This window comes from Amycolatopsis sp. NPDC043889 (genome assembly GCF_056435645.1).
In genome coordinates this window covers 152,133-165,241 of the sequence record NZ_JBWKEC010000016.1, presented here as the reverse complement: position 1 = coordinate 165,241, position 13,109 = coordinate 152,133, and the positions used below count along the sequence as shown (strand labels likewise).

10 protein-coding genes are annotated in these 13,109 nt (G+C 70.6%); 4 read left to right on the top strand and 6 right to left on the bottom strand.

Going from position 1 to position 13,109, the window contains the following annotated elements; all coding sequences use genetic code 11:
- Positions 1-43: 43 nt before the first annotated feature.
- The 3 genes from AC0685_RS26955 to AC0685_RS26945 are packed head-to-tail and all read left to right on the top strand — an operon-like array spanning position 44 to position 3,119.
- Positions 44-1,336, top strand: a complete 1,293-nt coding sequence (locus AC0685_RS26955) for an ABC transporter substrate-binding protein (protein WP_478228067.1) — start codon at positions 44-46, stop codon at positions 1,334-1,336.
- The gene (locus tag AC0685_RS26950) at positions 1,333-2,301 is read left to right on the top strand and encodes a carbohydrate ABC transporter permease (protein ID WP_478228066.1); all 969 of its coding nucleotides are present in this window, start codon (positions 1,333-1,335) and stop codon (positions 2,299-2,301) included. Before AC0685_RS26955 ends, AC0685_RS26950 begins: the two co-directional genes overlap by 4 nt.
- Positions 2,301-3,119: a carbohydrate ABC transporter permease gene (locus AC0685_RS26945; protein ID WP_478228065.1), complete on the top strand. Its 819-nt coding sequence runs from the start codon at positions 2,301-2,303 to the stop codon at positions 3,117-3,119. Before AC0685_RS26950 ends, AC0685_RS26945 begins: the two co-directional genes overlap by 1 nt.
- A 7-nt stretch (positions 3,120-3,126) precedes the next feature.
- On the opposite strand, the gene AC0685_RS26940 is transcribed toward AC0685_RS26945, so the two are convergent.
- Positions 3,127-5,661 carry an ATP-binding protein gene (locus AC0685_RS26940; RefSeq protein ID WP_478228064.1) on the bottom strand — a complete coding sequence of 845 codons (2,535 nt, stop codon included), beginning with the start codon at positions 5,659-5,661 and terminating at the stop codon, positions 3,127-3,129.
- A 263-nt stretch (positions 5,662-5,924) separates the two neighbouring features.
- On the opposite strand from AC0685_RS26940, the gene AC0685_RS26935 reads away from it, so the two are divergent.
- Positions 5,925-8,411 (top strand): tetratricopeptide repeat protein, encoded by a 2,487-nt coding sequence (locus tag AC0685_RS26935; protein ID WP_478228063.1) that lies wholly within the window; start codon positions 5,925-5,927, stop codon positions 8,409-8,411.
- Positions 8,412-8,483: 72 nt separating this feature from the next.
- Here AC0685_RS26935 and AC0685_RS26930 read toward each other — a convergent pair whose 3' ends face one another.
- From AC0685_RS26930 to AC0685_RS26910, 5 genes are all read right to left on the bottom strand, one after another.
- Complete coding sequence (locus AC0685_RS26930) at positions 8,484-9,038, bottom strand: hypothetical protein (protein WP_478228062.1); 555 nt, start codon at positions 9,036-9,038, stop codon at positions 8,484-8,486.
- 160 nt (positions 9,039-9,198) lie between these two features.
- Complete coding sequence (locus AC0685_RS26925; protein WP_478228061.1) at positions 9,199-10,245, bottom strand: ornithine cyclodeaminase; 1,047 nt, start codon at positions 10,243-10,245, stop codon at positions 9,199-9,201.
- Positions 10,242-11,165 carry an ornithine carbamoyltransferase gene (locus AC0685_RS26920; RefSeq protein ID WP_478228060.1) on the bottom strand — a complete coding sequence of 308 codons (924 nt, stop codon included), beginning with the start codon at positions 11,163-11,165 and terminating at the stop codon, positions 10,242-10,244. The genes AC0685_RS26925 and AC0685_RS26920 overlap by 4 nt, the downstream gene beginning before the upstream one ends.
- A 9-nt stretch (positions 11,166-11,174) precedes the next feature.
- Complete coding sequence (sbnA, locus tag AC0685_RS26915; RefSeq protein WP_478228059.1) at positions 11,175-12,179, bottom strand: 2,3-diaminopropionate biosynthesis protein SbnA; 1,005 nt, start codon at positions 12,177-12,179, stop codon at positions 11,175-11,177.
- The gene (locus tag AC0685_RS26910; protein ID WP_478228058.1) at positions 12,166-13,104 is read right to left on the bottom strand and encodes a threonine ammonia-lyase; all 939 of its coding nucleotides are present in this window, start codon (positions 13,102-13,104) and stop codon (positions 12,166-12,168) included. Before AC0685_RS26910 ends, sbnA begins: the two co-directional genes overlap by 14 nt.
- Positions 13,105-13,109 lie beyond the last annotated feature (5 nt).

The following is a 13,109-nucleotide window of genomic DNA, read 5'->3' as shown; positions in this document are numbered from 1 at the left end:
CGCCCCGTCCTACTCGGCCGAAGTCGTCAGGAGTGGACTCACCATGCTTTCGAACCGCCGAATCCCCGCCGCCGCCGCGCTGGCGGCGGCCGTCCCGCTCGCGCTCGCCGGCTGCTCCGGGGGCACCGAGACCGCGGCCGAGCCCAACGGACCGGTCACCCTCACCTGGTGGCACAACGGCACCACCGACCCGATCAAATCGATCTGGGCCCAGGTCGTCGCCGACTACCAGAAGGCGCATCCCGAGGTGACGATCAAGGGGCAGCCGCTGCAGAACGAGGAGTTCACCACCAAGGTCCCGCTCGCCCTGCAGTCGAACGAGCCGCCGGACGTCTACCAGTCCTGGGGCGGCGGCGAACTGGCGTCGCAGGCCACCTCGGGCAAGGTCGCGGACCTGACCGACGCGGTCAAGGACTGGCTCTCCTCGGTGGGCAAACTCGCCGAGAGCTGGCAGGTCGACGGCAAGCAGTACGGGATCCCGTGGGAGCAGCATTTCGTCGGTTTCTGGTACCGCAAGGACCTTTTCGCGCAGGCGGGCGTCACCGCTCCGCCGTCCACTTTGGACGAGCTCAACGCCGCGGTCGCCAAGCTCAAGCAGGCCGGGATCACGCCGATCGCGGTCGGTGGCAAGGATCGCTGGCCGGACGCGTTCTACTGGAACTACTTCGCGCTGCGGGCCTGCTCGGCGGACACGCTGAAGCAGTCGGTGAAAGCGGTGAAACTCGAGGATCCTTGCTGGACCAAGGCCGGGCGTGATCTGCAGGCTTTCCTGGCCACCCAGCCGTTCCAGCCCGGCTTCACCGGCACTCCCGCCCAACAGGGCGCGGGCAGTTCGGCCGGGCTGGTGGCCAACGGCAAGGCGGCGATGGAACTGCAGGGCGACTGGGAGCCCGGCACGATGTCCTCGCTCACCGAGGACAAGGACCTCGACTCGAAGGTCGGCTGGTTCCCGTTCCCGTCGGTCCCCGGTGGTCAAGGTGATCCCGCCGCGGTGCTCGGCGGCGGCGACGGCTTCTCCTGCACCACTCGCGCGGCCAAGGCGTGCGCGGACTTCCTGCGGTACCTCGGCAGCGAACCGGTGCAGAACCAGCTCGCGGCGAAGGGCGCCGGGCTGCCGATGACCGCGTCGGCGGCCAAGTCCCTCAAGACCGAGTCGCTGAAGACCGTCTTCGACTACGGGCAGAAGGCCCCGTACGTGCAGATGTACTTCGACAAGGCGTTCCCGACCGCGGTGGGGGCCGCGCTCAACGACGCCGTCGCGAACTTCTTCGCCGGGCAAGGCACGCCGGAAGGCATCGTCGAAGCGGTGAACAAGGCCGCGGCGGGCGACAAGTGACGGCGACGGCCACGCGGGTGCGGGCGGCGGCGCGGCCGTCCGCGCCCACCGCTGTCCGGGGGCGGACGCCGGGAGTGCGCAAGAAGCTGGAACTGACCTTCCTGCTCGGCCCGGCGCTGGTGCTGTTCGCCGGGTTCGTGCTGGTCCCGATCGGGATCGCGGCGTTCTACAGCCTCTACGAGTGGAACGGTTTCGGGCCGCTCGACGATTTCGTCGGCCTCGGCAACTACGCCGACGCCCTGTCCGGCTCGGTGTTCCAGGGCGCCATCGGGCACAACCTGATCATCGCGGGACTGTCCCTTGTGGTCCAGCTGCCGCTGTCCATCGGGCTCGCGCTGCTGCTCAATCGCAAACTGCGCGGGCGCGCCGTCCTCCGCGCGCTCGTGTTCGCGCCCTACGTGCTGTCGGAGGCGATCACCGCGGTGATCTGGCTGCTGATGTTGCAGCCGAACGGCTTCGTGGACCAGATACTGCGCGGTGTCGGCCTCGGCGGGCTGGTCCAGCACTGGCTCGCCGACCCGGGGATCGTGCTCTACACCCTGTTCGCGGTGATCACCTGGAAGTACATCGGCTTCGGCATCATCCTGCTGCTCGCCGGGCTCCAGGGCGTGCCCGCCGAACTACGGGAAGCGGCCGCGCTCGACGGCGCGTCGGCCTGGCAGACCACTCGGCACGTCGTACTGCCCTTGCTCGGACCGACCATCCGGATCTGGGTGTTCCTGTCGGTGATCGGCTCGCTGCAGCTGTTCGACCTGGTGTGGATCATGACCCTCGGCGGTCCGGCCAACTCGTCGGCGACGATGGCGACGTACCTGGTCGACCACGGGTTCAAACGGTACGAATTCGGTTTCGGCAGCGCGGTCGCGGTCATCCTGTTCGTGATCTGTTTCGTGTTCGCGTTGCTGTATCAGCGGTTCGCGTTGCGCCGGGACACCGACGGCGCGCTGACCAGGATGGTGGACTGATGCGCCGCGCCGGGACACCGATCGGTTACGTCGCCGCGATCGCCGTCCTCGGGATCACCGTGGTGCCGCTGTTGTTCGTGGTACTGGGCGGGTTCCGCACCACCGCGCAGATCAACGCCTCGCCCGCCGGCCTGCCCGGCCCGTGGGTCTGGGACAACTACGCGGCCATCCTCGGCTCCTCGTCGTTCTGGACGTTCTTGGGAAACAGCGCGCTGATCGCGGTCATCGCCACGACGCTGACCGTCGCGTTCGGATCGATGGCCGCGTATGCCTTGTCCCGCTACACCTTCAAGGGCCGCGAGGGTTTCTACACCTTGTTCACGCTCGGTCTGCTGTTCCCGCTCGGCGTGGCGACTTTGCCGCTCTACCTGTGGTTGCGTCAGCTGGGGATGCTGGAGAGCTTCTGGGGCGTGGCGATCCCCGAAGCGGCGTTCTCACTCCCGGTGACCATCGTGATCCTGCGGCCGTTCATGCGGGCGATCCCCGGCGAGATCGAGGACGCCGCCGTGCTCGACGGCGCGAGCAGGCTCGGGTTCTTCTGGCGGATCCTGCTGCCGCTGTCCGCGCCCGCGCTGACCACCGTCGCCGTGCTCGCTTTCGTGACGAGCTGGAACTTCTACCTGCTGCCGCTGCTGGTGTTCAACGACTCCGCGAACTTCACGCTGCCGCTCGGCGTGGCGACCTTCCAATCCCAGTACTCCCAGGACACCGCACGCGTGCTCGCGTTCACCGCGTTGTCGATGATCCCCGCCCTCGCGTTCTTCGTACTCGCCGAACGCCGCATCGTCGGTGGGCTGACCGGATCCGTGAAGGGCTGACTTCCCGCTATCGAACTCGCGTCGCGTCCGACATGAGACGCTCGCGGACCTCGACGGCCTCCGGCACCCCCATCTCGGTGTACGCGGCGTGCGCGGTTTGCCAGTGTTTCCGCGCGGTGACCGGATCCCCGGCGGCGAACAGCGCGTCGCCGAGTCCACTTTGGGCTCTGGCCAGTTCGTAGCGGCTGTCCGCCGCCGTCGCCGACTCGATCGACTGCCGCAGGCAGTGCACGGCGTCGGCCGCCCGCCCGGCGGCGAGCAGGGTCGCCGCCAGGTCGTTGTTCGCCGCCAGCACTCCTTCCCTGCTGCCGATCTCCCTGGCCAGATCGATGGCTTGCCGGTGATGTGCCAACGCCTCGTCGAACCGTCCTGCCTCGACGAGCAGGACACCGAGATGGTTGAGGACCTTGCCCTCGTCGGCCCGGTTGTGCGCCTGCCTCGCCACGGCGAGCGCCTGTTCGTAACAGGCCCAGGCGTCGCTGGCCTTTCCCATGCGCCAGAACGTGGTGCCGAGACCGTCGAGCGTCCGGCATTCGCAGAGGTGGTCACCGCTCGCCCTGGTCGCGTCAAGGGCCTCGGACAGATGGTCGACGGCGGCGGAATGATTTCCCAGTCGCATTTCGGCGACGCCGATATTGCACAACTGCCGGGCCCGGAACGACTCGTTGTTACTCGCGACGGCGAATTCCATGGCCCGCCGGAAACAAGGCAACGCGGCGCGATAGTCACCGAGACCGGCCAGCAACAGGCCGACGTTCCCCGACAGGTTGAAGACATAGCCGGATTCACCGGCGGCGTCGAACTCCTTGATCGCGTCCTGCAGGACGGCGAGTGATTCGGCCGCGTTCCCCCGTTGCCAATGGGTCATGGCCAGCCCGTTCAGCACGTGCCCTCGGGTGGCGCCGGACGCGACCCGGACGGCGTTGCCGAACAGGGCGAGTGCGTCACTCACGTGCACGCGGGCCTCGAAATAGCTCGTCATCACGCACGCGAGCCGCGTCACGTGCTCGTCCCGCCCCTCGCCCAGCGCCCAGCCGGACGCGACGACGAGGTTGACCCGCTCGGCGTCCAGCCAGGCCATCGCCTCGTCCGCCTCGTCGAACACGAGAGCCCGTGCCGCGGGCGTGGGCAGGCCCGCCCACCGGTCCGCCTCATGGGGGAAACAGGTGACGAGCGCGGCACGGGTGGTGGCCAGCTGGAAGTCGAGCAGCCGGCCGGCCGCGGCCCGGCGCACCCTGGCCTGGACGCTCTCCCGGACACGTTTCTCGGCGAACACCCGGACCAGGTCGTGCAGTTCGAACCGGGACCCGCGGGCGGTGACCATGTTGGCCGCCACCAGATCGTCGAGCCGGCGACGGACGACGTCGACCTCGACGCCTGCCAGAGCCGCGGCCGCGTGGTAGTCGATGTCCCGACCGGGATAGGCGGCGAGCAGGCCGAGCAGGACCCGGTCCGGTTCGGCCAGTTCGTCGTACGACGTGCGCAACGCGACTTCGACCCCGTCGTCCAGCCGCAGCATGGTCCGCAGATCGGCGAGGCGGTCGCGGTGGTCGGCCATCGTCCACTCGTCCGAGGCGGCCAACCGGCGGGTCACCAACGCGAGGGCCAGCGGTAGCCGTCCGACCAGTTCGACGATGGCGGCGGCCTCGCCCTGCTCCGCGTCGACGCGTTCGTCGCCGATCCCGTCGCGGAGTAACTCGACCGACTCTTCCGGCGTGAACACGTCGAGCGCCACGTGCCGCGCCGTCTCCAATCCGGCGAGGCGGCGCCTGCTGGTGACCAGCACCAGGCAAGTCGGAAGGGCGGGCAGCAACGGCAGCACCTGGTCGACCGACTCCGCGTTGTCCAGCAGGATCAGCGCGCGCCGTCCGTCCAGCAGACGGCGGAAGAGCGCGCTCCGGTCGGCGAGGGTGAGGCAGCCGATCTCGCTGCCGGACGCCCCGAGCCGGCGCAGGAAGCCTTCGAGAACCGCGGCCGGGTCCGCCGCGGGCCGATCCGCGTCGAAGCCGCGGAGATTCACCACCAGCCGTACGTCCGCGAACCGGCCCCGCTCGGCCAGCAGCCGCGCGACCTCGCAGGCGAACCGGGTCTTGCCGACCCCGGCCATTCCGGAGATCGCCCACACCCCGGCGTCGTCCAGCCCGGCCTCCAGCACCTGACGCAAGTGCGCCTGCCTGCCGACGAACCTGCCGACCCCGGCGGGCAGGTGATCGGCCACGCTGATCACGGCCGCCTCGGTGGCGTGTCCGGTGATCACCCGGTGCGCCTGCCGCCATTCCGCCGCGACGTCCATGCCGAGCAGCACGGCCGCGATGTCGACGACCAGTTCGACGTCCAAGCGTTTGCGTCCTGGCAGGAGGCAGCGATACACGGTGTTGTAGGCGGGCAGGTCGGCCGACCCCCGGGCCGTGCGCAGGCGCCGCACCCGCCGGTGCAGTTCCCGGTGGGTCAACCCCGCCCAGGCCAACGCCTGTCTCAGCCGCTGGGAGAGCTCGTCGTACGACCGAGCGCCGACCGGACTCGGCGGCTGTTCCTCCGTCACGGGAACCCCCTGGACACGTGAAACCGATCCGTCCGGCGGTGACTCCCGGACCGAATGCTGACCGACCTTAGACGAGATTCGGCGACCGCTGGTGCCGGTGGGGCGCACGTGGCGATTGCCGTGTCCGTGAAGGCCTCCTTGAGGGACCCAGAGTCCCTCAAGGAGGCCTTCACGGACTTGGCTCACCCTCACGGAGGTCCAGCATCGGCGGTTTCTCCTGTTCGGACCATTTCGATCGGCCGAACGGTCTACCCTTTTCGATCATGGATCCCGACCGGACACCGGAGCCGCTGGGCGCCGGTTCGTTCGACGAGCTGGCGGCCCGGCTGAACGCGCTGCGCGGCCGGTACGGCGTGTCCTACCGGGAGCTGCACCGGCGTGTCGTGCGGGGGAGGCGGACGGCGGGGAACTCCGATCTGCCGGTGTTCAACACGGTCTACCGCTGTCTGCAGCCGGGCAGACGGCGGATGGATGCGGATCTCGTCGCGGATATCGTGCGCGCGCTCACCGCCGACGAGGCGGTGGTGGCGCGGTGGCGACAGGTGTGCCAGGTGATCGCCGGGCTCACCGCCGACTCGTCCTGGGTGACCGTGGCGGGTGAGCTGCCCGCCGACAGCACGGAGTTCGTCGGCAGGCACGCCGAGCTGGCCGCGATCACCGGGGACGACGAGGCGCGGCCACCGGTGGTGGTGATCGACGGGATGGCCGGTGTCGGCAAGACCAGTCTCGCCGTCCGGGCCGCGCACCGGCTGGCACAGCGGGACGGCGCCGCGGTCCGGTTGTGGGCGGACCTGCGTGGCTACGACGCCGACCGCGCGCCCGCCGACCCGCTCGCGGTGCTGGACGAGTTCCTCCGGCGGCTCGGGGTGCCGGGCGGCGAGATCCACCGCCTCGGCCCCGCGGGCAGGCTGGCGACGTACCGGCAACTGCTCGCGGACCGGCGCCCGGTCGTGGTGCTGGACAACGCGGCAGACGCCGACCAGGTGCGCCCGCTGCTGCCGGACTCGCCGGGCGGCGTCGTGCTGATCACCAGCAGACGGCGCCTGACCGGCCTGGCCGGTGCGCGGATCGTGCACTTGGAGGCGTTTCAGGGGACCGAGTCACTCGACATGTTGCGCAGGCTGGTCGGCGCGACCGAGATCGCCGAGGACACCGAGGCCGCCACGAGGATCGCCGAGCTGGTCGGTCATCTGCCGCTCGCGTTGACGGTGGTGGCGGGCCGGATCCGGAACCGGCGCGGCTGGACGTTGCGCGACCACGCCGCCCGGCTCGCGGAACGCCGGGGCAGCCTGCGGGTCGAGGACGAGCTGGAGAACGCCATCGGCCTGTCCTACGCCGACCTGCCCGCCGAGGCCGCGCTGCTGCTGCGACTTCTCGCGATCCATCCCGGCCGCGACGTCGACACGCGCGCGGCGGCCGCGCTCGCCGGGGTGGACCTGCGCACGGCGGAGGCACTTCTGGGGGAACTGGTCGCGGGCAGCCTGGTGCAGCGGCCCGTCCGGGATCGGTTCGGCCTGCACGACGTGGTCCGCCTCTACGCGGCGGGGCTGGCGCGGGACGTGGACGCCGCCTCCGCGCGGCAGGCCGCGCTCGGCCGGTTGTTCGGCTACTACCGGCACGCCGCCTCCCGCGCCATGGACCGCTACGCCCCGCACGAACGCGACCGACGGCCCGAAGTGTCCACTTCGGACGTTCCGTCGCCGGACTTCGGTGACGTCGCGGCGGCGACCGAGTGGCTGGACGCCGAGCGGCACAACCTGGTCGGCATCACCGCGCTGGCCGAAGAGCAGGGCGGACGCGAGGACGCGGCCACGATGTCGCCGATCTTGAACCGGTACCTGTACAACGCGCTGCACTTCGCCGACGCGGAGATCGTGCACGGCATCGCGGTCCGCGCCGCCGATCCGCTGGTCCAGGCGAGTGCGCGGATGAGCCTCGGTGCGGTCTATCTGCGGTCCAACCGCTACCAGGAGAGCATCGACCAGTTCAAGCAGGCGCTCGCGCGGTACGACGCGGGCGGGGACCGGGCCAGCTGGGCGCGGGCGCTGAACAACCTTGGCAACGCGTTCGACCGGCTCAGCGACTTCGCGGCGGCCGAAGACTGCTACCGGCGGGCGTTGCTCGTGCACCGGGCGACCGGCAACCGCACCAGCGAGAGCCGCGCGCTGGGCAACCTCGGGAACAGCGCGATGCGCGTCGGCGACTGGGACAAGGCCGCGACGTACCTGGACGAGGCACTGGCGATCATGCTGGAGATGGGGGACCGGGTCGGGGAATGCCTGACCTACGGCAACCTCGGCACGGTGCACGAGCAGCAGGGGCACCTCACCGAGGCACTCGACCACTACCGGCGGGCGCTCGTCACCGCACGCGAGTTCGGCTACCCGTTCCCGGAGACCGAGGCGTTGCTCCACATCGGAGTGCTGCTCGCGCGGCTGGGTGAGTACGACGACGCTCTGGCGCATCTGACCGAGGCGCTGGACCTCGCGCGCCGGAACAGCTTGGGCGAGTTCGAAATCAAGGCGCTCAACGGCATCGGCATCGCACTCGGCGACCTGGGTGACGCCGCGGGCTCGATCGCCGGGCACCGGGAAGCGCTTGCGGTCGCCGAGAAACTGGGCGACCGCTACGAGCAGGCACGGGCGCACAAGGGGATCGAACAAGGCGCCGCCGTCACCGGCGACACCGGCGTGGCCGACGATCACGGGCGGAAGGCGCGGGCCCTGCTCACCGAGATCGGCTTGCGCTAGGTGCCGCCGCACCACGGATCCGGGGCCGCCATCGAGGGGGGAGTGGCGATGTCCGGATCCGTGGTGACCGGCTCACTTCCAGACGTACGCGGCGCCGCCGAAGCCCGGCTGGACCTTCGCCCGCACCCGGGGGGTCGAGGCGAGGCCGAGATAACCGCCGCCCTTCTTCGGCGGGCCCGACCAGCGCACGACAACGGTGCCGCCGGTTCCGCAGCCCGCCGTCGTCCAGGTCGTGACGCTCTTCTTCTTCTTGGTGCTCCAGTAGTGGCCCTCCGCCTGGACGCAGACCCGGCCGTTGCTGCCTGCCGGGATCTTCCACGTGTAGCGGCGGTGCTGCGGGTTCTTCTTCGAATCCGGGCTGATGTAGCCACAGCTCGCCTTGCTCACCTTCCACTCGCCGAAGCCGGCCAAGGCGCGACGCCAGTCGCCGCAGTCGGCGGCGGTGACGTCGCCGCTCTCCGCGGCCTCTTCGGTGAGCTCGACCGCGGCCGTGCTGTCGTCGACCTCCGATTCGGTGACCGTGGTGGTGTCCGCCTGCTCGTCAGCCACCGCCGGCGCGGTCTGCGCGGTGAGCACCATGCCCGCGGCCACCAGGCCGGTCGTGACCCGTGTCGTCCATTTCTTCAACGTTCATCTCTTTCTGGTAATTCGATAGGTCGGCCGCGTAAGTGATTTTCCATCAGCCGATTACCTGGTCACGGCAAATATTATCGGCCCCGCGCGGAGCCGACTAGTGATCTTGGGCGACGACCTTGATCGAAGTTGTTCGAAAACGCCGAACCGGCCATCAGCCGAGATCGACGAGCGACCCGATGCCCCAGTGACGGGCTTTCGCGGCGATGGCGCCGTAGAGCGCCACGTCCAGCACACCCATGCCGAACGGGTTGAGCACGACGTGCGGCCTGGCGGTGCCGCGGCCGGTGTACCGGCCGGTGAGCAGCCCGCCCAAGGTGGCGTCGATCGGTTTCGCCGTGCCGTCCGACGGGCGGGTGACCAGCCCGGCGCCCATCAGGCGGCCGAGTGGGCGACGGGGGTTGTCCGCCACCAGGTCGAGGTCGTCCACGTACAGCGCCGCGGCGTCGAGGAACGTCTCGTCCGCGAGGTCGCCCAAGGACACGTTGACCAGCAGCGCGCCGGGCCGCGCCCAGTCGGGGGTCACGTAGCCCTCGTCGGCGGTGGTGGTGAAGACCGCGATCTCGCCGGCCGCGACCGCGTCGCGGGCACTGCCGTGCACGGTCACATCGAGGCCGTCGCGGGAGAGCAGGTCCGCGAGACGGTGGGCGACGGCCGGGTCGCGGTCGTGCAGCGACACCGCGCGCAGGGCCGTCAACCTGCGGGTCAGCAGCGCCGCGTGCATCCGTCCTTGTGCCCCGCAGCCCACGATCGCGAGCGAACCGGCGCCGGCATAACCCGTGGCGTCGACGCCGACCGCGCTCACCGCCGCCGTGCGCACCGCGCTCAGCAGGCCCGCCTCCATGATCGACGTGACCCGGGCGGTCTCGGCGTCGAAGCACAGGCCCAGCCCGCCCGCGCGTTCCAGGCCCGCCGCCGGATTGGACACGCTGGCGTTGATGATCTTCATGCCGTGGTGCGGCCCCACCGCGCCGGGCATGCCGATCGACCGGGTGTACGCGCCCCGCGAGTTCTCCCACCGCAGGTACGCCTCGGCGGGGAGCAGGCTCTCACCGCGATCGTGGTCGGCCAGCGTCCGCCGGACGACCTCGACCGGGTCGATGCTCCCCAGGCAACACCGGACGTCCGCGCGCGACAGCACGGTCACCCGGCCTGCGCCCGCCAGTCCCGTGTCCGCCTGGTCGTACCATTGCTCGCTCATGCCGAATCCTTGCCGCGGCACCATTCCAGTGCCGCCATCGCGCTGTACATCTTGTTCTCCGCCTGGGCGAACGCGAGGCTGTCCCCGCCGTCCAGCACCTCCGCGGTGACCTCCTCGCCGCGGTGCGCGGGCAGGTCGTGCATGAACACCGCGTCCGGGCTGGTCCGCCACAACGCCCGCGTCACCTGGAACGGCGCGAAAACCTCGCGCCAGTCGGGGTCCGGTTTGGTCGTACCCGTCGTCTCCCACCGCGTGGTGTACACGACGTCGGACACCGGCAGGTCGTCCATGTCGTGGCGCTCCACAATGGACGCTTGATGGCGCGCGGCGTGCGACCGCGCACGTGCCAGCACTCCGGGGTCGAGGCCGTAGCCGGGCGGGGTGCGCAGGTGCAGTTCGGTGCCGGGGAAACGGGTGAGCGCCAACGCGAGCGCGGCCGCGGAGTTGTTGCCCTCGCCGAGATACAGCACCCGCAGCCCGTCGACGCGCCCGAACCGGCGGACCAGCGTGGTGAGATCCGCGAGCGCCTGGGTGGGGTGCTCGTCCGCGGTCATGGCGTTGACCACCGACATCCGCTTCTGGTCGGCCATGGCCCGCAGTTCCGCCGGATCGCCCGCGGTGCGCACCACGAGCGCGTCGAGCATGGTGGACAGCACCCGGCCCGTGTCCGCGATGGTCTCCCCGGTGTTGATCTGCAGATCTCCTGGCCCATAGGAGACGATGCGCGCGCCGAGCCGCAGCGCGCCCGACGAGAACGCCGTGCGAGTGCGCGTGGAGGTCTTGCTGAAGTAGATGCCGATGACCTCACCGGACAGCGCCGTGGCCGCTTGCCGCGGGTCGTCGGCCAGTCGCGTCGCCCGGGCGACGACGGAACGCAGGTCTTCGTCGGTGAGGTCGTCGAGCGAAATGAGGTGGCGCAAGGTTTCTCCTTACCGGGCGGCGGTCAACGGCCGGGTCTTGACCTCGGGTACTTCGCCGAAGTGCTCGAGTACCCAGGAGTCCGAGTAGATGGTGTCGAGGTAGCGGTTGCCGTCGTCGGGGAAGACGAGCACACAACGGGATCCGGCGGGGATGCGGTGGCGCAGCTTGCCGAGCGCGGACACGGTCGCGCCCGACGACCCGCCTGCCAGGATCGCTTCACGCGCCACCAGCAGCCGGCAGGCACGCACGCATTCCAGGTCCGTCACGTGGACGATTTCGTTGACCGCACCGGCGGAATCGACCGAGCCGACCAGCGGCGGCCGCCACCCGGCACCGTGCCCGGGGATCAGCCGGTGCTCGGTCGGAGTGTGGAAGATGGCGCTGCCCGCCGCGTCGACCGCGACCAGTTTCGTGGCCAGGCCGTGGTCGCGGATGTGGTCGGCGCAGCCGCGCAGCGTCCCGCCGGTGCTGACCGAGCAGAACAGGTAGTCGACCCGTCCGTCCAGCGCGGTGACGATCTCGGCCATCGTCCGCTCGTGCGCGGCCGCGTTGAGCGGGTTCTCGTATTGGTTGGGCCAGAACGCGTCCGGCAGCAGCGCCACCAGTTCCCGCACCCGCGCGATCCGCGCGCCGAGCAGGTCGCCGCCCGGTGCGGACACGACTTCCACCGCCGCGCCGTAGGCCCGCAACAGCGCGACGGACTGCGCGGTCGTCCGGGTGTCGACCACACAGATCAGCTCGAGCCCGAAGTAGGCACACAGCTGGGCGAGGCCGACGCCGAGGTTGCCGGAGGTCGACTCCACCACCACCGACCGGCCCGGTACCAGCTCACCGGCCTGGATCTTGCCGCGCAGCATGTGCAGCGCGGTGCGGTCCTTGACACTGCCGCCCGGATTGAACTTCTCCATCTTCGCGAACACCTGGACGTCCGCGATCGGCACGACCCGCTCCAGTGCGACCAGTGGGGTGTCGCCGATCGTCGCGAGCACTCCGCTCAAGTCACCCGTGCTCAACGGACACCCACTCTCCCCTGGCCACCGGAACCGTGGCCGCGACGTTGCCGCCGGACACGATCGCCACGGTCGCGCCCCGCCACCGTCCGGTCAGGTGGGCGGCGGTCGCCACCGCGCCGCTCGGCTCCGCGAGCACACCGAACCGGTCGGACAGGAACTCCCGCGCGGCGACGATGCCGTCCTCGTCGACGGTGACGATGTCGTCCACGAGCACCTTGATATGCCGCCAGGCGAGCTCGCCGAGCACCGGCGCGCGCAGCCCGTCCGCGATCGTGCGGTAGGTCCGCTCCACCGGCCACCGCACCAGCCTGCCCAGTCGCAGCGACTCGGCCGCGTCCCCGGCCAGCGCCGGCTCGACGCCGACGACACGGGTGCCGGGGGAGACGGCCTTCACGGCGGCGGCGACTCCGGCGAGCAGGCCGCCGTTGCACACCGGCACCAGGACGGTGCGTACCTCCGGCAGATCCGCCACGATCTCGGTGCCGGCCGTGCCGTGCCCGGCGATCACGTCGAAGTCGGCGGAACCGACGACGGTGGCGCCGGTCCGCGCCGCCAGATCGGCCGTGGTCCGTTCGCGCAGCGCGGGTGGCACGACCACGACGTGCGCGCCGAGCGCGCGCACCGCGTCCACCTTCAACGCGGGCGCGGTGGCGGGAAGGACGACCGTGGCGCGCAGGCCGTGCTGTGCCGCCGCGTAGGCCACCGCACGACCGTGGTTGCCGGACGACTGGGCGAGGACGTGGCTCGCGGAGAGCCGGGCGACCGCGTTGAGCGCGCCTCGTGCCTTGAACGAACCGGTGCGCTGCCGGTGCTCCGGTTTGAGCCACAGGTCGCCGACCGGGCCGAGCAGGGGAGTGCGGTGCACGGCGTGCCGGATCCGCTCGGCGGCCGAGCGCAGGTCGGCCGGGGTGACGAGAGAGGACATCGCCG